A 20775-nucleotide genomic window follows, 5' to 3' on the forward strand; every position below is an offset into this window, starting at 1 on the left:
ATCATGGAATGAATCATGCACGAGACTACTTTATTCTTGTGCAGATTCTGCGTTATCGAGTGGTATTCATTTCGTGTGAAGTCTGATGCAGCTCTTTAATCATCTGCTGCAAAAACATGTTATCCTGACGACTGATTCCGTGCTGATTGTCTTGAAGAAGCATTTGATGAATGTTCTTCTTGAGCAACTCGCTGCGACGTTCCAATACCTCTTGATTCATGTTGTTGCGTTCACTCCTTAACATCTTTTGTAATGAATTTGTGTTCTATATAAGTATAGAGGACCTCCTCCAATAGGGAAAATGGATACAGCCCCGCTCATCTGTACTCATCAAGGCTCACCCTGCGTGACATAATTTCACCCTATGTTGTTCTTAGATATCCTTCTAAATGCTCCCTTATCCACCGAGGTTCCTTCAAAGAAAGCCAGACTAGGGTCTGAAGCAAGCATGCGTTATAATGGTGCCAACCCTCGAAACGGATACATATAAAAGTGGACCTTATATCAAAGGAGTTCTGTATTCATGTCATACAAACAAATTAAATGGATGATTCTGCTGGTCCCCACATTCACGGTTGGCCTCTGGGAATACATCCGTCATCAATTCCTGATGCCCTACCTTTCCATGGATGCGGGTAACTGGCTTACCCCCTTATCCTTTACCTCATAAGCGTCACCTTGCTAAGTCGCTTATTCAACATGCTGGAAAGTGCCAGGGCTGCTCTGGAACAGGAGCGTGCCTCCAAAGCGGCACTCGAAGCTCGGGATCAACTGGCTCGGGAGCTTCACGACGGCATCTCGCAGTCTCTTTCTCCTGTCGGTAAAAACAGACAAGGCCGAGCGCAGTTTAGCTGGAAGTGGTTACGAGAATGAAATCCAAGACATCCGCAAAACCGTACACGAGGTTAACGCCTATGTACGGCAGGCCATTGCCCAGCTTCGCTATGTCCCTGGACAAGCGGCAGTACCAGAGGGAACTTCCCTGCTGTCACAGGTGGAATTGCTTGTACAAGAGACGGTGCCTTCGGCGCGTCTGGAGTGGGATCTGGACAGCACCTTCTTCTCCCCAAAGGAGCAGGTGGAGCTGCTCGCCTGCATTCGTGAAGCACTGCTCAATGTTCGCAAACATGCCCGGGCTACAGATACTCGGGTGATTGCAGAAGGAACTCCTTTTGTCTGGTCGATCTTCATTCAGGATAACGGTGTTGGTGTGAGCGGAGATCCGCTTCACTTGAAGGATCGGTACGGCCTGCGAATTACGAAGGAACGTGCAGCTCAGATGGGCTGGTCTTTCGCCCTCGATTCAAGGCCAGGCTACACACGAATAACGATTGGAAAGGGGCATGATTAATATGGAACTTGTACGGGTATTGGTCGTCGATGATCACGCGCATGCGCGTGAAGCGATCTGCAGTATTTTATCCGAGGATAGCCTGTTTGAAGTGATTGGGACCGCTTCGAATGGAAAGGAAGCGCTGGAGCTTACCGGGCAATGGATGCCCGATCTTATCCTGATGGATGTACAGATGCCAGATATGGATGGACTCGAAGCCACCCGGCAGATCAAACTGCGCTTTCCGTATGTCATTATCGTCATGGTCACGGTATCGGATGATGTCACGTACCTGTTTGAAGCGTTGAAGCAGGGGGCTCAAGGATATTTGCTCAAAAATCTGGCTCCCTCCACCTGGCTCGAATACCTTCGCGCCATCGTCAGCGATGATGCACCCCTGAGCAAGGAGCTTGCCTATCGAATTCTCCAAGAGTTCCCTGCGCCTCGCACTGAAGATGTACCCGATAATCCGCTGACTACGCGGGAGCTTGAGATTTTGCAATGGGTATCTGCGGGATATACCAATCGTGAGATTGCCGACCAACTTGGCATTTCGGACCAAACGGTGAAGAACCATCTGAAGAATATTTTACAAAAATTGCAGCTCGAAAATCGTGTACAGCTAACCCGCTATGCATTGGAAAGCGGACTGGCGGGTCGTAAGCTTCGGAAATAGAGGAGCATTCATGTTTTTGTCACAATTCTATGGATCATTTCGTTTTTTTATAGCCCAATGTAGTCATACGGTGTTATTTTGGACAAAGTTATAATGGTATAGATTGTGCTTGGTTGACAAAGAATGACTTACAATTCTAGACCTAAGGGTGATGATTTTTTGATTTTGAGTAGATTCACCATGAAATTGGGCAAACGGCACTGGGCACTGATGGTCGCCCTGATGTTATTGTGCTGCCTTGTTATGCCGCAATGGGCATCTGCCCATGCTTATATCGTGCAGGCCTCACCGGGTGAAAATGAACTGGTGGCGACTGCACCAGAACGCCTGACTCTGGAGTTTAACGAGTCTTTGCAAACGGCCTTTTTTGATATTAAAATCACCGCACCGGACGGAACACAGGCAGATGACGGGAATGTGCATGTCGATGAGGATCGTCCTCATATTCTGGAGACCGGTCTGCGGACCGGACTTGGAAACGGAACCTACGCTGTGAATTGGAAGGCCGTATCTGCCGATGGTCACCCAATTCAGGGAGCCTATGTGTTTCACATCGGGGAACCATCCGGCGCTCCTGCCGGTTTCGCGGATTTAGCCTCAGGTTCAGGCCAGGCTGGCGGACCGTTAAAATGGATTTTGTCGCTGACCGACTGGATTCAATATCTTGCGTTGTCTGTGATCCTGGGCACACTTGCTTTCCTGCTGTTCCGAATTGCCCCTCAGTCCATGGCGAGGGAGCCGCTGGAAGTCCCAGGAAGCTACAGGCTGTTATGGATCAGTTATGGCGCCGCTTCTGCTGCCGCTCTGATCAGCCTGCCCCTGAACACATTGTATGAATCAGGCGTTGCCATCGGGGAGTTCAGCTGGGCATTGATGGGCAGTGCACTCAAATTGACGTCATTTGGCCAGATCTGGATGGTACAAATGCTCATTGTGATGCTGCTGGCGGTTACCATCCTTTCCGGCTATGACCGGGATCGCTCACTGCGTACCCGCATCTGGTCCTCCTACGGATCACTCGTCCTCGTTCTTGGCTGGTTGTTCACCCATGCCATGACCGGACATCCGGCTGCGGCAGAACAACGCGCGCTCGCCATCGCAATGGACTTCGTTCATCTGATCGGAGCCGCTTTCTGGATCGGGGCATTAACCGCCATGGCCGTGTGCCTGCCTCCGCTCGCAGATAAACTGCCTTCCACTGTGCGAGGAGAGGTCTATTGGACAGCTATCCGGCGCTTTACAGCCTGGGGCATTGGTGCTGTTGCTGCTCTCGTCGCTACGGGAATATATAGCAGCCTGATTATTTTGCCAGCACCTATACTTACGTCCCTGTTTACAACGGCGTATGGTCTTGTGCTTATCGCCAAAGTTGTCTTGCTTGTTGTGATGCTTGTATTAGCCTGGCGTCATGCCAGAATGGCACGTGCAGGCAGCGGCAACCGACTCGCTGGAAGTCTGAAGGCCGAACTGATTGCCGGAGCCGTCGTCCTTGCGCTTGCTGCCGTGCTGACACATCTGTCACCCGGACAACCGGCAGCCGTAGGGCCTTATAAAGAAGTGCAGACTATGGATGACGGAACTACGATTACGCTTCAGGTAAGTCCCAATCGTACCGGTGAGAACCAGTTCAAGGTTGACGTGAAGAAACCGGACGGCAGTACAGTCAACGATCTGGAACAGATCACACTGTCACTGACCCACCTGGATATGGATATGGGCATTTACGAGATTACGATTCCAAAAAATGATACTGGCGTATATGAGGCAGAAGAATATATCTCCATGCGAGGACGCTGGAACATCAAGGTGCATCTGCTAACTCGAACCCTGGATTCGCTGGATAGCGAATTTGAGATCGACACCGCTAATCCGTAGGTATAAGCCATTCAGATTTGAAACGCGACTCAATCTAAAATCAGTGTCTCAACAAGCTGCAATTGTAGTGAAGGGGACGAAATCGATTCTGGAAAAGTGCAACGTTCGCCTTTATTCCCGGATTTTCACTTATAAAGTGAATCCAAAAAATCTGGGAATAACAGCGATTGAAAGAACGATTCGTAACCGGAACGGTGACTTTGCTGCACATCAGGCACTTATTTTAGAAAATGGGCCGAAACATAAATGATAAGAAATTGAGAGGGGTAAATTATTTTGAAAAAAACATCATGGACTTCCAAACTGACATCCAGCCTTACTGCTGGAGCCGCTGCGCTGATGCTGTTCGCCGGATTCGCCAGTGCACACGTTACCGTTAACCCAACCGTGGCACAGACAGGTGCATGGCAGACGTATAGCATCAAGATTCCATCCGAAAAAGAGCTGCCTACCACCAAAGTTACGCTGAAAGTACCGCAAGGCGTTGCATTCAAGCAATACCAACCACTAGCAGGCTGGAAAATCTCTACCGAAAAAAATGATGCGAATGAAGTAACGTCAATCACTTGGGAAGTGGACGGAGATAACGAAGGAATTCTGGCTGGTCAATTCCAGCAATTCAACTTCGTAGCACAGAATCCGGATACCGAAACAGAAGTAGCTTGGGATGCATTCCAGTATTATAGCGATGGTAGCATCGTGGAGTGGACAGGCGAACCAAGTGACAGCAACCCGCACAGCATCACAGCCATCAGCCAAGATCCTGCGGCTACAGGTAATGCTGCTGCAGGCGGAGGTCATGATAGTGCAGGCACTGCTGGTAATGCGGGTCATGATGATAAAGCAGCAACAGGTGATGATACAAAAGCAAACGACGATACCACTTTGGGTGACGCGTTGAACGACACCGTTACGGGTGAGCCAAACAACACGGATTCAGACCCAGGCACATTGAAGCTGCAACAGGCAACACTGATCGTATCGATCCTGGCGTTGATCATGTCCTTCCTGGGAATCGCTCTGGCAACCCGCCGCAAAAAACGTTAAGAGTTAATTGAGAGTTAACCTGCAGTCTACTATGTAGATAGAAAAGAAAGGAGCCTTTGGCATACGGGTCTATTCCCGATGTGCCAAGGCTCCTTTTTGTTATCTGTATGCTCGCGCAGACTTCAATTCCAAACTCATACTTACCACCACTGGCTAGAATTGCTTCATTTACGCACTTACGGCACCCTTACGACTCTTTCCTTTACCGTTCCTGATCCGTCTGGATCATGATTTCAATATATTGCAGCAAGTTCTTCTTCTGTTGTTCAATGGACTGTATCCGTCCAGACAGACCTGCGAAGAACGCTTCGATCTGCTGCCTTGTATAATCAGCCGATTGGCCCTTCCAGTCGTCGAGACGGTTGTATAGGCTTCTTGCCTCCTGCTCATCAGCCTGGAGACGGGCAAGCAGCTGGGTTAATTCCTTTTCAGCAATTCGGAGATCATTCAACTCAACCAGCAATTGACCGCTCACTCGCGTTCCTCCCTCCCTTATGTAATTTCTACTCGCCATACCCTTTGCGCAAAACTCTATTTAAAACTGACCTGACTCTCATCCGCCTGACGAAATGCTTTGGCCTTCTCTTCAATAAAGTTCAAGAACTGGCTCGTATGCTTCATATGCCATGTGCTCAATTCGTTAATAGATGCATCCAGCTGGGTGACGATAGGTTCGAGCCTGCGGCTTCGGCTGGAATGCAGGTATTGGGCCATCCGACTTCGCACCTTATTCAACTCTGCATTGCACTGCTGTGCATTCTGCTTCCATCGGCCTGCAACACTTTTGAGTTCTTCTGGCGTTACCTGAATCAGGCCAGATCCCCCTGCTGCTGCGCCCATGCTTCTTGCAAGGCTGCCTGCTTGCCCACCCAGATTCCACATGAATGCCGCCAGATCGGACAGGACATTGGACGGCTGACGTGGTGAATAACTGATTTGCTCGCCTGTAACCGGATCATATAGATCGTTGGAAATATAGCCGTTCTCGAACTTGTACTGTTTCAGGCCGTGATACTCTTCGCCACCAAAGGTGTTACTGATTTTATCCCACATGCCCATGTCATCATTCATATCCTTGTAGTTGGAATTAATGTAATACATGGAGCCTACATGACGATCGTATCCACCAAAAAATCCGCTGGTTACAAAATCTCCGGGATGCCCATAGTTGATGATTTGACTATCAAAACCACCCTCTTCAGCCTTTCGTTTCGCCTCTGGCGTGAGACTGGATATCACGGATGGCGCGCTGAACGTCACCGCGGATAGTCCTGTGTAAGCAGCTGCATACTGGGCATTCCCTCCGCCAAGCGAATGTCCTGTCAGCGAAAAATCCAAGTCCTTGTATTTTTTCTGCATATCTCTGGCGTAGTCTTCCGCTTCATACATTTGATTGGGGCCCAGTCCGATGGTCTTATCCAGCTTTTTATCCAGTTCCCCCACAGCATTCTCTACCGTAGTGATCCCGGTAACATCTCTTACCTTCTGGATTCCATGAGCCAGCCAATCTGGCGTCAGGTTTGTACTTTGTTCGATTTTTCGGCCAAGCTCAGGCAAACCAATTTGAGCATCCGCATAATAATCAGGGGTACTGCGATCCAACGACGCACTTCCCTCTGTACCCCGATAAGCGATAACCGCCTGTTTGGTCTCCGGATTATAGAATGTCACCGCATCGAAACCGGATTTTTTGTTTCCGTGTGTATCCTCTAGAACTTGCCATCCGGGAAGATTCTCGAACTCAATACCTGATTTCAGATTCTCGTAAGCTAATTCAGACATCTTGTTGTATGTTTCATCATCAATCTTCGGTGATTTACTCACAACCGCTGCACCTCCAAGAAAATCCATCCTGAATTATGATTTTATTTGTTAAACGGCTCATAGCCCTTAGCGATGATGGCTTCCTTTATTGCTGGACTCATGCCAAAGTTTTTGATTTTTTTGTCCTCATAGTCATACGAGATCGTAAATTCTTGCTCTTCATGAGCAACCACATGTCCTTCCATAGCAATCGAATCAAGCGCCATCTCAGGTAACAACTCTTTGTTCGTGATGACTACATCCAGTTCATATTTATTTTTCAGATATGTTACAGCTTCGGCTTCCGCTTCTTTAAAATAAGCCTGTTTTTCACTTTCCTTCATATTCTGACACCCTCCCAAAATGAAAGTGGATAGTATGGTCAACAAAAATACACATGCGAGTTGTCGCTTCAACCTCATATCAATCACCTTTTCTTTTCTATTCATGAATGTCCATATTGAACTTCTGGTCACATTTCTCGCAGAAGCTTCATCATGATGTAGCCTATGCAATAAGGAGCCAGCGTATATCCACCCTTTTCTTCTGTTATCTGCATCATAGTACAAAATCAACAGGATCACATCGGCTGTTAGCATCGTTTTTGTGTAACTTTGTTCCTAAATGATTCCAATAGGGCATTTCGGTGTACATTACCCATTTCCCTGGATTTTGTATCAGTTCCATGATTTTTTATTTTGCTTATACAAAAAAAGAGCCTGCTCCAGAGAGCGGCCCTAAACTTGCCATTATCCATGCTTTACTCCAATACCATCCGCAGCGCGGTCAGTGCAATCCCGATCACAAAGCCGGTAACGGCCCCGTTAATTCGAATCCATTGCAGGTCCTGTCCTACCTTATCCTCAATTAACGAGATCAATGAGGCATTATCCATTTTGTCGACATTTTCACGCACGAGGTTGCCGATCTTGGAATGGTTTTTCTCCAGCAGCGTCGTTACGCCTTCCACAATCTTCGCATTCAACCCTGCCAACAATGCTTCATCGGAGCGCAGATCAGACAATACTCGCTCAATCGCAGGCAGCGCGTACGTATCCACATACTGACCATCTTCCATCGCAGTAAGCGCCTTATCCCTCAATTCGACCAGTTTGTTCAGCACGGTTTCCTCTGCGTTCCATCCGTCCAGCATGTTGTTTTTCCAGCCGTTGACTCCATCCTGCACATGCTCACTCATCGCTAGCCGGACCACCTGGGTTCGCATTAGATCAAGCACTTTATAACGAAGGGCGCTGCCTTCCCGCTTCATGTCCTCTACCCGATCAAATAGATACCCTTGCAAAATGCTGCCCATACGCTCCTCGTTCAGATAGCCCATGAACGCATTCATCGCAAATTGCATTAATCCATTCATCTGGATTCCGCTGATCGCCTTTAAGCCGCTTTCGCCTAAAAACATGATGGTCTCCGGTTTCACCAGCCACTCCTCTGCCTGTTTCAGACCGTAGTCCAGCGCTTTGGCATCATATCCACGCTCACTCATCTGGATCGAAGCCCGTTCCAGAATCGGACCCAGGTCGAAGGCACCCGCCTGTGATTTGATCTCACCCGCAACCAGTGGAGCGATCTGCTCCAACGGCAGGCCTGCAAGGATACGTTTGCAGAGTGTATCGATCATACTTTTGACTCCATCGTTGTGAAGTTCCCGTTTCATGGTGTCCAGAACGATTTCTGCCGCCTTGAAACCCGCAATTTTCTCGGTGATACTATCCTTGTTCAACAAGTTATTTTCCACTGCGGAAACGAGGCCTTCCGTCAATTTGTCCCGATTTTTGGGCAGCAATGCCGTATGGGGAATCGGAATACCCAGTGGATGACGGAACAACGCTGTTACAGCGAACCAGTCCGCAAGTCCACCTACCAACCCCGCTTCAAATGAGCCTACCAGCAGTTTGCCTACAACACCGCCCTGAAAAGGCAACGACGCGGCAAACCCCGCCCCCATAACGACGAGAGACCAGGCTGCTGCTTTTTTGGTTTGTTTAGGTTTAGCCATTGTATTCTTACTCCTTTATCGTTAATCACACGGGTTCAATGACAGCCTACGCTCCCGTGCTCCTCTGTTCTTTAGGTGATCTCTTCAATAGGAAAGCTTCTGTTTCCATATTTCGTATACTTCATCTTATCACCCGTACGCGTCAAATCCAAACCTCTGGCTGGTGAAAAAGGATAAATGAGGGGTTTTTCCTATCGAAATGGTCGTATTCTTTTCCATTACCAAAAAGGTTTTAGTATAATCAATACAGACGGCCTTCCATTTAAGATTGGCTGGCGATCAGCAGGGTAATTACATAAGGAAATAATGAATGAATCAGAGGAGGAATTTCGGACCATGAAACACGTGCAGGATACAACGACACTTTACAACGGAGTCAAAATGCCTTGGCTGGGTTTTGGCGTATTCAAAGTTAAAGACGGAGAAGAAGTGGTTGAAGCCGTTAAAACGGCCATTCAGGCAGGTTATCGCAGTATCGATACAGCGAAAGCGTATAACAACGAAACGGGTGTAGCTCAAGGTATTCGTGAATCCGGAATCGCCCGTGAGGATCTGTTCATTACCACCAAAGTGTGGAACGGGGACCAAGGTTACGAATCCACACTGGCTGCTTTTGAAGCAAGCATGGAACGTCTCGAACTGGAATATCTGGATCTCTATTTGATCCACTGGCCTGTCAAAGGCAAGTACAAGGATACATGGAGAGCGCTGGAGAAGCTCCATAAGGAAGGACGCATCCGCGCCATTGGGGTGAGTAACTTCCAGATTCACCATCTGGAGGACCTGATGACCGATGCCACCATTAAACCTGCTGTGAATCAGGTGGAACTGCATCCGCTGTTGATCCAAACAGAGCTTCGGGAGTATTGCAGCAAACATCAGATCCAGATTGAAGCCTGGTCTCCACTGGGTCAGGGACATCTGCTGGAGCATCCGCTTTTTCAGGATATTGCTGCCAAGTACAGCAAGTCACCCGCACAAGTCATTCTGCGTTGGGATCTGCAAAATGGCATCGTGACCATACCTAAATCCATCACACCACAGCGCATTCGCGATAATGCGGACTTGTATGATTTCGAGTTGACCACGGAAGAAATGGAACGTATTAGTCAACTGAACGAGAACAAGCGCTTTGGTTCCGATCCGGACAACTTTAACTTTTAACCTATAATCAGGATATCAACCATCTAAAAATCCCGATTCGGATGCACACGCACCTGATCGGGATTTTGCTTGTTCATTCATGGTTATATTAACCCTTGGAAACCAATTTGAAATCATCAAAATGGAAACCTGGCGCTACAACGCACGTTACCAGTACAGGCTCATCACCGAGGGGACGTGCTGTTTGCCATACTCCGGCTGGAACGAGCACCTGCGGTGATTGCCCAGCAGCAATATCCATACCCAGCACGTGTACTTCTTCATTTCCTGGGTTTTCCCCGTTGCCGCCCAATTTCAATTCAATTGGACTGCCGCTATGCCACAACCAGAGTTCGTCGGACAAAACGGTATGCCATTCCGAAACTTCATGTGAGTGCAGCAGGAAGTACGTCGAACTTGCCGAGAAGCGAGGGCCTGAGTATGTATCCGGCAATACGGATTGCGGAATCTGATACGATGCCTTCCATTCTTCCTTATACCAACCACCTTCAACATGTGGCTGCATATTCAGTGCAGCAACGAGTGGCGATAATTCATGTGTCGTCATATTCTGTTTCCTTCCTTCCAAATCAAATTGGAGACACTCCTATCCAGAGTTTAGCCCCACTCCCCCTACTGTAAAACATGAATAGACTTTTGTCACCTTTACAGCATATATAGGCTTGCCCAAAATCATTCCAATAACAATCACAACCAGCTCTATTCATTTAGCCCGGGTGGCCCCTCATCCAAATGATAGCGTTTACAACAAACTGGATTTTCCGTTATGATATGGATATTAACCGTAGATCAGCTGGCGCAGAGGGGAGACGGGTTATGAGTGTTATAGAAGATCGGATTGGACCCAAATATCGGATTGGCGAGAATTCATTCACCATTGAACACATGAGCAGACACGATGGAAACGCTATGCCACAGCCTCACGCGCATCCTTTTTACGAACTGTACTATCTGCTTGAAGGAGAACGGGTTTATTCCATGAATGGTCAGCTTCTTACCGCCCGCAAAGGTGATTTGATCCTGATCAATCCCCATGATGAACATACAACATCCAAAGGAAACATTCCCGGCTTTGAACGAATTCTGATCGGATTCTCGCCTTCATTTGCCACCGGGATGGAGCTCGGAATATGTGGTCTGCTTCCTTTTGATCGTTCAAGGATGCTGCATTTTCCTGATGCGGAACAAGCCGAGATCGAACGAATGCTGTGGCAGATGCTGCAAGAATGCAAGGAGCGCCGACCTCATTACGAAATCGTGGTGAGAAGCCTGCTCACCCAGGTCCTGATCCTCATCCACCGGGTCGAAGAGCATACTCGGCAGTCCTCTCCGGTTTCGCCTCATCCCATGCAGGATAAAATCAGTGAAATCGTTACTTACGTGAACAATCATTATACCGAGCCCCTTACATTGGAAGAGGCCGCAGCACGATTTTACATCAGTCCATCCTATTTGAGCCGGATGTTCAGCCGTTTTACCGGATTTCGCTTCAGCGAATATTTGCGTGTTACACGGGTTCGGGAGGCACAGAGACGTTTACTGTCCACTCAGGAGCGGGTGCAAATGATAGCGGAGAAGGTTGGATTTGAGCATACAGCCCATTTTAATAAAACGTTTAAACAGGTGACCGGGACTACGCCGCTTCGCTATCGTAAAGAACATCGATAGGTCGTTCCAGCGACTGGCGAATCCGGACGTCTGACATATGACAACCTATCATGACACCGCGCGCCAGAAAATGCCCGCGGTGATAGGCTAATCCGAACCCTTTCTACCTGCGAATCAATACACCACTTCTGACTTCAGGACCCACGGAGATCTGGCGCCCCTCTGTATCTGCATCACTTTCCCGGCATACGATTCCTGCCGATTCATGCCCCGTCACCATCAGAAGTCGACTATCTGCGCCCACACCCTCAATCGCCTCCAGCTCCGCACCCTTACACTGATGCAAATGAATCAACGGTCCTTCAGTAATTTGAGCAGTCATTTCGGCGATTCGCAGATGCTTCGCATGAGCGCACTGCACCCGTTACGGGCCGCCACCGTATATCCCTGGATGACCAGACCGTCCAAAGGCATCTCCGGCAGGCCACTCACCAACAACGCCGTCTCCGCCCCTGCACAGACCACATCCGAAATTCGAATATCCCGGAACACCGGGGTCTCTTCGCTGACTTCCTGGGACAGATCGCTACCGCGAGCCGAACCCTCCTGATTGGCATAGAAAAGGAAAACGAGATAGCTTCCATGATGATATTCTTCATATAGATGCGCTCCACCTGAATATCTTCAACGACCCCGCCACGCCCACGTGCGCTTTTGAAGCGAAGCCCAATATCCGTTCCAATAAATGTACAATCCGAGACCCGCACGTGCCGCACGCCACCGGACATCTCACTTCCGATTACAAAGCCGCCATGACCGTGATACACGGTGCAATCCCGAATCGTAATATACTCCGAGGGCAGACTGAGCTCACGGCCTTCAGCATCCTTGCCGGATTTCAGGCAGATCGCATCATCCCCCACATCGAATACACTCTGCTCCACAATGACATGACGGCAGGATTCGATGTCCAGCCCATCCCCATTCTGGGAAAACCATGGATTCCGCACACTCACGTTACGAATTGTAATATGCTCGGATGCCCAAGGATGCAGATTCCATGCCGGCGAATTCTGGAACGTCGGGCCGTCCAATAACACCCGTTTACACTGGCGCAAGCTAACCATGTTGGGACGCAAAAAATCTCTGACTTCTTCATAAGCAGCCAAATCATTCACTTGTTCCAGATGCAGACGATTGGCAATCACATCGCCTTCAAGGGCAGAAGACGAGGGCCACCAAATGGCTTCATCTCCATCAGCATGCTCCACTACACCGCCCGAAGAAACCAGTCGACTCCACTGCGATGCGGTCATCTTGGATCGCTTCACCGGACGCCATGCCTCTCCACCGCCATCCCAAATCCCCTCACCCGTGATCGCAATATCCTCCAGATGCTCACCATCAATGGGCGACTGACACCGCACCGCCTGCCAACCTTCGAAGCTGGACGCAATCAAGGGATATTGGTCGAAATTGCGGCTGAACGTAACCAGAGCACCTGCCTGAACATGAAGCTCAATCCGACTGCGGAGCACAATGGGACCTGTGAGCCAGACGCCCGCCGGGATGACAATCCGACCACCACCCGCTTCTGAACATGCTGCTATAGCCAACCGAAATACCTCCGTATTATCCGTCAAGCCATCCCCTACTGCTCCATAATCCGTAATCTGAAAATCTCGTGTAGGGATGACAGGTAAACTCACTTCATAAGCCTTCATATCGGAACCAATACCTTCTCCTGTACCAAGTGGGGAATAATATGTATTCATCGTTCAGAACATCCTCTCTACCTATAATTGGACCGGACTGTCTTTACTATTGCACGACTTCCTGGTAAGCGCATTCTCGCTCCATCATATCAATGGTGCAGAGCGTAAGGTTGAGCTTTTTTGCCATGTAGGATGAAAAATTTGATGTTATTTGTTTTATAAACAGAGTCATAAAGTAAACATCCCTTTCAGTATACTATATACATCTATTCCAATGGTTGTAAAAGAACTAGGAGAATCGATTCATTTTTCTGTCAGGATTCGTCACAACGACACCAATAATATGACAAATATATAACACAGTTACTGGCTATAGCCCTATAAAACCCATTACTTATGTCATGTTTTATCACAAACCAATTGCCTTTAGCAGGATGAGTATGTATGATTAAATAACTAGTTTCAATTTATTCCTTAATATCCCTTTTCAAACAGACGTTGCAGAAAGGATGGGGTACTCTTGATTGAATTTAGGGGTGTTCAGAAGCATTTCGGTCATTTTCATGTCCTCAAGGATATTCATCTTCACATTGAAGAAGGAGAGGTCGTTGTCATTATCGGCCCTTCCGGCTCAGGCAAAAGCACCTTGCTGCGCTGTATCAACCGTCTGGAAACGATTACCGAAGGTGAACTTGTCGTCAGTGGTGTCCCTTTACATCAGAAAAAGGTGGACATCAACCTCTTCCGCCGTGACATCGGCATGGTATTTCAACACTTCAATCTCTATCCTCACAAAAAAGTCATCGATAACATTACCCTTGCACCCATGAAGGTGCGTAAACAACCCAAAGCACAGGCAGCCTCTACGGCAATGAAGTATCTGACCCGGGTGGGCATTGCCGACAAAGCAGACAGTTATCCTTCCCAGTTGTCCGGTGGACAACAGCAGCGTGTAGCCATTGCAAGAGGTCTCGCCATGGAGCCCAAAATCATGCTTTTTGATGAACCCACCTCTGCGCTGGACCCGAAATGATCGGGGAAGTTCTGGATGTCATGCGATCGCTCGCCCATAACGGAATGACGATGGTTGTCGTTACACATGAGATGGGATTTGCCCGCGAGGTCGCAGACCGGGTCATCTTCATGGATGAAGGCCGGATTGTGGAAGAAGCCGCCGCCGCTGAATTTTTTGACAACCCGAGAGAAGAACGGGCCAAGCAATTCCTGAGCCGTCTGATTCACCACTGAGAATAATCCATTTTGAAAGGGGTCTTTACCAAATGAAAAATGTATTAAAGTGGCCGTCGTTTATGCTTGTTTTGATTCTATCCCTTGTATTGTCCGGTTGTAGTACCGGAGAGGAAAGCAGCAGCGGTGGTTCTGGTGGAAATACGGAAGCTAAAGGCACGATTGAACAGATTAAAGAGCGCGGCAAGCTCATTGCCGGCGTGAAATACGATACCAAATTGTTCGGTTTGAAAGACCCCGCAAGCGGCGAAGTTGAAGGCTTCGATATTGATATTGCCAAAGCCCTTGCCAAACAGATTCTTGGAGACGAAACGAAGGTAGAACTGAAGGAAGTAACGTCCAAAACGCGCATTCCGATGCTGCAAAACGGCGACATTGATATCATCATCGCTACGATGACGATTACGGATGAACGCAAGGAACAAGTGGATTTCAGCGATGTCTATTTTGAGGCCGGGCAATCCCTGCTTGTGAAAAATGACAGCGCAATTACCGGTCTGGAAAGTCTCGGCGGTGTGAAGGTACTTGCCGTCAAAGGCTCTACTTCTGCACAAAATATTCGCGAAAAGGCCCCGGATGCCGAAGTGCTCGAATATGACAATTACCAGGATGCCTTCACAGCCCTCAAAGCAGGTAAAGGCGAAGCACTGACGACCGATAACATTATCCTGATCGGCATGCAGCAGACCGATAACAACTACAAGCTGGTTGGTGGCAATTTCACCAGTGAACCTTACGGCATGGCGATTCGCAAAGGCGACACGGCCTTCGTCGAAGAAGTAAACAGCCTGCTCAAAAGCATGAAGGACAGCGGTGAATATGATACGTTGCACGAGAAATGGCTGGGCAGCAAGCCCGAGTAACCCCGATTAATGATGATTAAGCAGCGACTTCGCCTGTGATATGCGATGCATGGGCAGAGCGCAGTCGCTGTTGCAACATCTGGAGAACGGAGGCTTCGCCTACATGGGCAAATTGGACTTCAGTATACTGATCAAACACTCGGATCGATTTCTGGAAGGTTTCCTCAATACCATCCAGGTGAGCATCATGGCCCTGATTGGCAGCTTTATTCTTGGGCAATTATGGCCATCTTTCGCATCTCGCCCATCAAACCACTCAACTGGATCGGCACGGCCTTTGTGGAGTTCATCCGTAACATCCCCCTGCTGCTCGTCGTGTTTTTCTTCTATCTCGGATTGCCTGCAATGGGCATTTCACTGGATGGATTTATCTCGGGTACACTCGGCCTGACGATCTATACAGCCGCCTTCATTGCCGAAGCAATCCGGGCAGGCATTCAGACGGTCCCTCGCGGGCAGCTGGAAGCCGCAAGATCATCGGGTCTGTCCTACGTACAGGCCATGAACCTGGTCATTCTGCCGCAAGCAATCAAAATTGTACTGCCGTCCATTGGCAATCAATTTATCAATCTGGTCAAAAATTCATCCATCCTTGCGGTCGTGGCTGGTATGGATCTGATGTATTTTGCCGATCTGATCAACTCGGATACATTCCTGCCGCTGAGTGTTTACACCATTGTTGCCCTGTTCTACCTGGTGTTGACCTTACCGCTCAGCTTCCTGGTTCACTATATGGAGCGAAGGTTCGGACAAAGTGATGCTGACGCCAGCCGCACCAAAGGCAAACCGAAAAAGACCAAACCAACGGGTCAGGTCACCTTGTAACACTCAAACTATTTCTCTCTGTGTTCAGCACACCCGTTCAAGCTGTATCTCTACTCTAATATGTTATGCAATCACTGTTCCAAATATTTACATTTTATGTCCGCACACAGAAGGAGGCTGATGAATCATGGACTTTAGCGGGGCCTACGCCTGGCCCAACCTTCGTTTCCTGCTGCACGGATTCCTGATTACCTTGCAAGTGGCAGGGTTGTCGATTGTATTCAGCTTTGTACTCGGCACGGTGCTCGGTACCGTTCGATACACCCGAATTCCGGTCCTGTCACAGATTGTGGCTGTTATCGTGGATACGATCCGGAATCTGCCGCTGCTGCTGATCATTTTCTTCATCCATATCGTACTGCCCCAGCTGGGGATCAAAATGTCCGTCTTCTGGTCCACGGTTGTTGGACTGAGTCTGTTCGAAGGTGCCATGATCGCAGAGATTGTCCGCAGCGGCCTCAAATCGATTGAACGCGGTCAGGTCGAAGCAGCCCGCTCCTCGGGCCTGAGCTATATGCAGACACTCGGCGGCATCATCATGCCCCAGGCTTTGCGGCGCATGTCACCACCGATGGTGAGCCAGTTCATCTCCTTGTTGAAGGATACGTCACTGGCGATCATCATCTCCCTGCCAGAGCTGATGCACAATGTGCAGATTCTCGGAGGTCAGAGCTTCGATTACGTCATCCCTGCCCTGCTGCTCGCAGCCGTATTGTACTTTGTTATTAACTACACGCTGTCCATTGTGGCGCGACGACTTGAAGCACGAATGACTTAATGATCGGAAGAAATAAGGCATGAAGGAATATAAATCATGAAGGAACTTTCGCCTCATCGTTGATTAGATATGAAGGTAATAGACATGAGGAAATAATCAAATTAACGAAAAGAATGAAAGTGTCCAAAAAAACTCCCAATCCAAGTATCAGTGGATTGGGAGTTTTTTTGGACCTACAGTTATGCTCATAAATTCACGAACTTCCCACCCATTTCTAACGAACTGAGGGAAGCTTATCTAGCCATTTTTGAGACCGTTTCTAATCTAACGAATCGTAGACGCTCTATTCCTCCGATTCCCCCGCTATTACCCGCTAATTCAGTGTTTTGAGTAAAATAGCTTCACTGAGATTCGTTACATTTTTTATTTCAGCTTATATCCCCAAATTAGACGTCTCAGGTTCGTTAAAATTTTCGACCCAGCGATTAAATAAACACCCGCACCACTCCCACTACTTCGCCCACAATCAGCTCATCCTTAGATCGCCGCTCCGTTACGGCGTAGTTCCTTTTGTAGCACCGCTATCGGCAGCTCCAACGGATCTAGCTTCATCTGCACAGCTAAAGCAGCGGCTGTTCCGCGGCTTGCCCTGTAGCCATGCAGCTTGGAGTCAGCCTTGTCGTTGCATGAGCTTCGTGTGTGGTGGAAAGGCAGCGCCCTGCCGCCAGCAGATTGCGGATATTGCGGGAGATCAGACAGCGGTACGGAATATCGTATGCTCCATCTCCTTCGATAAAGGCCGCTACGACACCCTGACCCGAGGGATCATGGATATCAATCGGATAGCCGCTTCTGGCAATTACATCGTCAAATTTTCGCCCTGCAACCACATCCGCCTTGGTCAACGCATAATGCCCGATGATTCGTCTGGATTCACGGATACCGATCTGCGGCGCTACCGCTGAGATGGAGGCCCGTTCGAATCCAGGCACATCGCGCTGCAAAAACGCTGCGATCATCAGCACCTGCTTCCTGCCTTCCTGTTCAGCAGAGGTCAGATCCTCTGCATCCGTCGCATCGAGTCCCTGCACCCGGGTACAGTTAATCAATACTTCATCTTCAGCCGGTCCGGTAAAAAACAATACCTGATCACGATTAATTGGCACACCCGCTTTTTTCCATTGGGAATAGAAGCCACTCACCCCGGTTAACGGGATACTGTCCAGCTCAGCGAACGGGGTCTTGGCATAGAAATCTTCGGGGTGCTCCTGCATGTATTGCTTCACTCGTCCAAGGTCCACACCACGCATACGGAACTTCATCGTCATCGGCTGTGACTGGTTGTCCTCATCCCGTCCCTTTGCAACAGCAGCGCCAGCAAGATAAGCCGCATCCGCATCACCGCTGGTATCCACGATTACGTGCGCTTGGAGCTCCATTCGACCGGACTTGTTCGTCAGACGTACCGCCTCCATCCGATCATTCACAACAACCACTTCATCCACGAAGCTGTGCAATAACAACCGGACACCTGCCTCTTGCAGCATATCCGCTGCCACGACTTGATAAATAGCCGGGTGGTAAGGCGTGACGGTATGTACAAACCCAACCGTATCACGCAGATGGCCCGGGGAACCGCCATGCGCCTGCAGCCGATCTACGATCTCCTGGGCGATGCCCCGAATCACCTGTTCACCACTCTCCGTATGAAAGGTCATCCAAGGGTAGACCATGGCGGCGGTCGACATCCCGCCAACGAAACCGTACCGTTCCACTAGCACCGTCCGCACACCCTGCCGTCCAGCAGCAATGGCAGCCGCTATGCCCGCCGGACCCCTCCCACAATAACCACATCCGCATCTTCCTTTTTCAACCTCATCCGTTCACTCAAGTGTTATCACTCCTTCCGTTCTATTGCACGGGTTACTCTTTCAGTCCCGTCATGGCCACTCCCTCAATGAATCGCCGTTGTGCCAGGAAAAAGACAATTAGCAGTGGCAGGGTCGCCATGACGGTGGCGCTCATGAGATATTGCCAGGCGGTACCCACTTCATCCGTGAACAGGGATAACCCAAGCGGCAGCGTCATCAGTTCACGCGAGTTAATGAAAATCAACGGATCAAAAAACTCATTCCAGATCGTCACAAAAGTGAAGATCGTCAGCGTAGCCATACCGGGCTTGGCAATTGGCAGCATAATTCGCGCATAGATCCGGAATCGGTTACAGCCATCAATCATCGCCGCTTCCTCCAGCTCCGTCGGTACTGTAATGAAGAACTGCCGCATCACAAAGATGCCAAACACGCCGCCAGCCCCAAAGATCGGCAGTAAAATCAGCGGAAGATGTGTATCAATCCACCCCAGCTGCCGCATGAACAGAAACATGGGGATTGCCGTCACCTCATGAGGAATCATCATCGCACTCAGCAGGATAAGAAATACCACATTCCGTCCCTTGAACGGAATTTTGGCAAATGCGTACCCGGCGAGAGATGCAAAGAATACCGTACCCACCACAACCACAGCAGCAATATATACACTGTTAAAATAAAAACGATGGAACGGAATCAACCGAAAGACATCGATGTAGTTCTGAAACCGGAACGTATCCGGTATCCACTGCGGTGGATAGGTGAATATGCTATGAGGCTCCTTGAATGACGTCGATATCATCCAGATAAATGGAACAATCATGATCAGCGAGATCAGTGTGAGCAATAAGTACGTACCAAGGGCACTACCTGTCTTGCGAAATGAAGAACTAGGCATCGCCTTCATTGAATACCCACCTCTTTCGAAGCTGCCATTGCAGCAGCGTCAGGATTAGCACGATAAAGAAAAGTACATAAGCAAGCGAAGAGGCGTAGCCGAACTGAAATAACTTGAATGCTTTTTCCCAGATATAATAGACCAATACCTTTGTGCTGTTGCTCGGCCCGCCCTGTGTCATGACGTAGATCTGTCCAAACACCTTGAGCGAGCCAATTACGGTCATCACCATGGTTAGAAACACCGTTGGTGTAATCATGGGCAGCGTGACGTGAAAGAAGGTCCCCCTTCTGCCCGCTCCGTCCAGTGTTGCCGCTTCGTACAGTGAACGCGGTACCTGCTGAATGGCTGCAATGAACAGTACCATATTCAGACCCACATTTTTCAGTACACTCGTCACGATAACGGCAGGCATCGCCAGATCCTGATTGTAGAGCCAGGCCGGGCCTTTGATGCCCATCATCAACAGAAGCTGATTGATTAGTCCCGACTCAGTTGCATACATCAGCTTCCACACGATGGACCATACAATCAGCGAGGTCATGACCGGAACGAAGATGGCTGTGCGGAAAATCCCGATGCCGCGCAAACTTCTGGATAGCAGCAATGCGAGCAGAAGGGCGAGCACAATATTGAGCGGCACAAGCCCAGCCGTGAAATAGACCGTATTGGCAAGCACCTTCCAGAACATGGCGTCTGTCATCACATTCCGGTAATTTTCCAGTCCAATAAAATGATGATCACCCAGCAGCGGCCAGTCGGTCAGGCTCATGTATAGCGCCAAACCCATGGGAAACAGCAGCAGCAGGGTAAACCCGAGCACCATTGGTGATACGAACAGCCACCCCGCGATCTGGGCCTCTCTGGCGAGCGGACCTCTTCCTGTACGCTTGCGTGAATGGGTCACAGTCAGGCCCCCTTTTTATCAAATTTCTTCCCTGAAACTGAACTCAGTGACGATTCTATATAAGTTGACCTATACATATACACAAGAACGTAGAGAACAGAAAAACCTGAAGAAGCGAAGTGTTCGCCTTTATCCCCGGATTTCCCCTTTATAAAAGGATTCAAAAAAATCTGGGGATAACAGCGATCGGAAGGTTGTTCTGGTATC

The 20775-nt window shown here is 49.0% G+C and carries 20 protein-coding genes and 2 pseudogenes; 11 read left to right on the forward strand and 11 right to left on the reverse strand.

Annotation, left to right across the window (positions count from 1 at the left end; genetic code table 11):
- Positions 1-52: 52 nt before the first annotated feature.
- A complete protein-coding gene (locus ACTWJ7_RS33500; protein ID WP_162842449.1) occupies positions 53-220 on the reverse strand; it encodes a hypothetical protein in 168 nt (55 codons plus the stop codon).
- Between the two features lie 303 nt (positions 221-523).
- Between ACTWJ7_RS33500 and ACTWJ7_RS33505 the strand changes: the two genes are divergently transcribed.
- The 5 genes from ACTWJ7_RS33505 (at position 524) to ACTWJ7_RS33525 (ending at position 4931) form a co-directional block, all read left to right on the forward strand.
- On the forward strand, positions 524-670 hold the full coding sequence (locus ACTWJ7_RS33505) for a hypothetical protein (protein WP_443146288.1): 147 nt from the start codon (positions 524-526) through the stop codon (positions 668-670).
- Positions 671-736: 66 nt separating this feature from the next.
- On the forward strand, positions 737-1351 hold the full coding sequence (locus ACTWJ7_RS33510) for a sensor histidine kinase (protein ID WP_443146289.1): 615 nt from the start codon (positions 737-739) through the stop codon (positions 1349-1351).
- Between the two features lies 1 nt (position 1352).
- Positions 1353-2009: a response regulator gene (locus tag ACTWJ7_RS33515; protein WP_301882018.1), complete on the forward strand. Its 657-nt coding sequence runs from the start codon at positions 1353-1355 to the stop codon at positions 2007-2009.
- Positions 2010-2168: 159 nt separating this feature from the next.
- A complete protein-coding gene (locus ACTWJ7_RS33520) occupies positions 2169-3884 on the forward strand; it encodes a copper resistance CopC/CopD family protein (protein ID WP_301882019.1) in 1716 nt (571 codons plus the stop codon).
- A gap of 276 nt (positions 3885-4160) precedes the next feature.
- The gene (locus tag ACTWJ7_RS33525) at positions 4161-4931 is read left to right on the forward strand and encodes a YcnI family copper-binding membrane protein (RefSeq protein WP_301882020.1); all 771 of its coding nucleotides are present in this window, start codon (positions 4161-4163) and stop codon (positions 4929-4931) included.
- A 202-nt stretch (positions 4932-5133) separates the two neighbouring features.
- Here ACTWJ7_RS33525 and ACTWJ7_RS33530 read toward each other — a convergent pair whose 3' ends face one another.
- The 4 genes from ACTWJ7_RS33530 to ACTWJ7_RS33545 all read right to left on the reverse strand — a co-directional run bounded on the left by ACTWJ7_RS33530 (position 5134) and on the right by ACTWJ7_RS33545 (position 8751).
- Complete coding sequence (locus tag ACTWJ7_RS33530; RefSeq protein ID WP_024632294.1) at positions 5134-5406, reverse strand: hypothetical protein; 273 nt, start codon at positions 5404-5406, stop codon at positions 5134-5136.
- A 56-nt stretch (positions 5407-5462) separates the two neighbouring features.
- Positions 5463-6713 (reverse strand): lipase family protein, encoded by a 1251-nt coding sequence (locus ACTWJ7_RS33535; protein WP_443146452.1) that lies wholly within the window; start codon positions 6711-6713, stop codon positions 5463-5465.
- 83 nt (positions 6714-6796) lie between these two features.
- On the reverse strand, positions 6797-7078 hold the full coding sequence (locus ACTWJ7_RS33540) for a hypothetical protein (RefSeq protein WP_301882023.1): 282 nt from the start codon (positions 7076-7078) through the stop codon (positions 6797-6799).
- A 416-nt stretch (positions 7079-7494) separates the two neighbouring features.
- Positions 7495-8751 carry a DUF445 domain-containing protein gene (locus tag ACTWJ7_RS33545; protein WP_079348649.1) on the reverse strand — a complete coding sequence of 419 codons (1257 nt, stop codon included), beginning with the start codon at positions 8749-8751 and terminating at the stop codon, positions 7495-7497.
- A gap of 336 nt (positions 8752-9087) precedes the next feature.
- Between ACTWJ7_RS33545 and ACTWJ7_RS33550 the strand changes: the two genes are divergently transcribed.
- The gene (locus ACTWJ7_RS33550) at positions 9088-9915 is read left to right on the forward strand and encodes an aldo/keto reductase (protein ID WP_301882025.1); all 828 of its coding nucleotides are present in this window, start codon (positions 9088-9090) and stop codon (positions 9913-9915) included.
- 88 nt (positions 9916-10003) lie between these two features.
- Here ACTWJ7_RS33550 and ACTWJ7_RS33555 read toward each other — a convergent pair whose 3' ends face one another.
- Positions 10004-10462 (reverse strand): cupin domain-containing protein, encoded by a 459-nt coding sequence (locus ACTWJ7_RS33555; protein ID WP_301882027.1) that lies wholly within the window; start codon positions 10460-10462, stop codon positions 10004-10006.
- Positions 10463-10731: 269 nt separating this feature from the next.
- Between ACTWJ7_RS33555 and ACTWJ7_RS33560 the strand changes: the two genes are divergently transcribed.
- Positions 10732-11583, forward strand: a complete 852-nt coding sequence (locus ACTWJ7_RS33560) for a helix-turn-helix transcriptional regulator (protein WP_301882029.1) — start codon at positions 10732-10734, stop codon at positions 11581-11583.
- 103 nt (positions 11584-11686) lie between these two features.
- Here the strand turns inward: ACTWJ7_RS33560 and ACTWJ7_RS33565 are convergent, their stop codons facing one another.
- Both ACTWJ7_RS33565 and ACTWJ7_RS33570 read right to left on the reverse strand, forming a co-directional pair.
- The gene (locus ACTWJ7_RS33565; protein ID WP_443146290.1) at positions 11687-11944 is read right to left on the reverse strand and encodes a hypothetical protein; all 258 of its coding nucleotides are present in this window, start codon (positions 11942-11944) and stop codon (positions 11687-11689) included.
- Between the two features lie 67 nt (positions 11945-12011).
- Positions 12012-13298, reverse strand: coding sequence for a glycoside hydrolase family 28 protein (locus ACTWJ7_RS33570; RefSeq protein WP_443146291.1), 1287 nt, complete (start codon positions 13296-13298; stop codon positions 12012-12014).
- A 460-nt stretch (positions 13299-13758) separates the two neighbouring features.
- Here ACTWJ7_RS33570 and ACTWJ7_RS33575 point away from each other — a divergent pair.
- The 4 genes and pseudogenes from ACTWJ7_RS33575 to ACTWJ7_RS33590 all read left to right on the forward strand — a co-directional run bounded on the left by ACTWJ7_RS33575 (position 13759) and on the right by ACTWJ7_RS33590 (position 16952).
- Positions 13759-14486, forward strand: a pseudogene (locus tag ACTWJ7_RS33575) (amino acid ABC transporter ATP-binding protein).
- Positions 14487-14518: 32 nt separating this feature from the next.
- A complete protein-coding gene (locus tag ACTWJ7_RS33580; RefSeq protein WP_301882033.1) occupies positions 14519-15349 on the forward strand; it encodes a transporter substrate-binding domain-containing protein in 831 nt (276 codons plus the stop codon).
- A gap of 103 nt (positions 15350-15452) precedes the next feature.
- Positions 15453-16174 (forward strand): annotated as a pseudogene (locus ACTWJ7_RS33585) (amino acid ABC transporter permease).
- 127 nt (positions 16175-16301) lie between these two features.
- Positions 16302-16952, forward strand: a complete 651-nt coding sequence (locus ACTWJ7_RS33590) for an amino acid ABC transporter permease (RefSeq protein WP_063566273.1) — start codon at positions 16302-16304, stop codon at positions 16950-16952.
- A 560-nt stretch (positions 16953-17512) separates the two neighbouring features.
- Here ACTWJ7_RS33590 and ACTWJ7_RS33595 read toward each other — a convergent pair.
- The 3 genes from ACTWJ7_RS33595 to ACTWJ7_RS33605 form a co-directional block, all read right to left on the reverse strand.
- Positions 17513-18682, reverse strand: a complete 1170-nt coding sequence (locus ACTWJ7_RS33595; RefSeq protein WP_443146292.1) for an FAD-dependent oxidoreductase — start codon at positions 18680-18682, stop codon at positions 17513-17515.
- A 133-nt stretch (positions 18683-18815) separates the two neighbouring features.
- A complete protein-coding gene (locus ACTWJ7_RS33600) occupies positions 18816-19661 on the reverse strand; it encodes a carbohydrate ABC transporter permease (protein WP_079348902.1) in 846 nt (281 codons plus the stop codon).
- Entirely contained in the window at positions 19654-20568 is a 915-nt protein-coding gene (locus tag ACTWJ7_RS33605) for a carbohydrate ABC transporter permease (protein WP_079348631.1), read from the reverse strand. Before ACTWJ7_RS33605 ends, ACTWJ7_RS33600 begins: the two co-directional genes overlap by 8 nt.
- Positions 20569-20775 lie beyond the last annotated feature (207 nt).

The sequence above is a fragment of the Paenibacillus sp. 1A_MP2 genome (assembly GCF_052244825.1).
GTDB lineage: Bacteria > Bacillota > Bacilli > Paenibacillales > Paenibacillaceae > Paenibacillus > Paenibacillus vandeheii.

Excerpts from the sequence above, each read along its gene's own strand:
- ACTWJ7_RS33555 (WP_301882027.1), bottom strand. The coding sequence starts at position 10,462 with ATGACGACACATGAATTATCGCCACTCGTTGCTGCACTGAATATGCAG.
- ACTWJ7_RS33580 (WP_301882033.1), top strand. The coding sequence starts at position 14,519 with ATGAAAAATGTATTAAAGTGGCCGTCGTTTATGCTTGTTTTGATTCTA.
- ACTWJ7_RS33535 (WP_443146452.1), bottom strand. The coding sequence starts at position 6,713 with ATGTCTGAATTAGCTTACGAGAATCTGAAATCAGGTATTGAGTTCGAG.
- ACTWJ7_RS33600 (WP_079348902.1), bottom strand. The coding sequence starts at position 19,661 with ATGCCTAGTTCTTCATTTCGCAAGACAGGTAGTGCCCTTGGTACGTAC.
- ACTWJ7_RS33540 (WP_301882023.1), bottom strand. The coding sequence starts at position 7,078 with ATGAAGGAAAGTGAAAAACAGGCTTATTTTAAAGAAGCGGAAGCCGAA.
- ACTWJ7_RS33560 (WP_301882029.1), top strand. The coding sequence starts at position 10,732 with ATGAGTGTTATAGAAGATCGGATTGGACCCAAATATCGGATTGGCGAG.
- ACTWJ7_RS33550 (WP_301882025.1), top strand. The coding sequence starts at position 9,088 with ATGAAACACGTGCAGGATACAACGACACTTTACAACGGAGTCAAAATG.
- ACTWJ7_RS33570 (WP_443146291.1), bottom strand. The coding sequence starts at position 13,298 with ATGAATACATATTATTCCCCACTTGGTACAGGAGAAGGTATTGGTTCC.
- ACTWJ7_RS33515 (WP_301882018.1), top strand. The coding sequence starts at position 1,353 with ATGGAACTTGTACGGGTATTGGTCGTCGATGATCACGCGCATGCGCGT.
- ACTWJ7_RS33500 (WP_162842449.1), bottom strand. The coding sequence starts at position 220 with ATGAATCAAGAGGTATTGGAACGTCGCAGCGAGTTGCTCAAGAAGAAC.
- ACTWJ7_RS33505 (WP_443146288.1), top strand. The coding sequence starts at position 524 with ATGTCATACAAACAAATTAAATGGATGATTCTGCTGGTCCCCACATTC.
- ACTWJ7_RS33590 (WP_063566273.1), top strand. The coding sequence starts at position 16,302 with ATGGACTTTAGCGGGGCCTACGCCTGGCCCAACCTTCGTTTCCTGCTG.
- ACTWJ7_RS33545 (WP_079348649.1), bottom strand. The coding sequence starts at position 8,751 with ATGGCTAAACCTAAACAAACCAAAAAAGCAGCAGCCTGGTCTCTCGTC.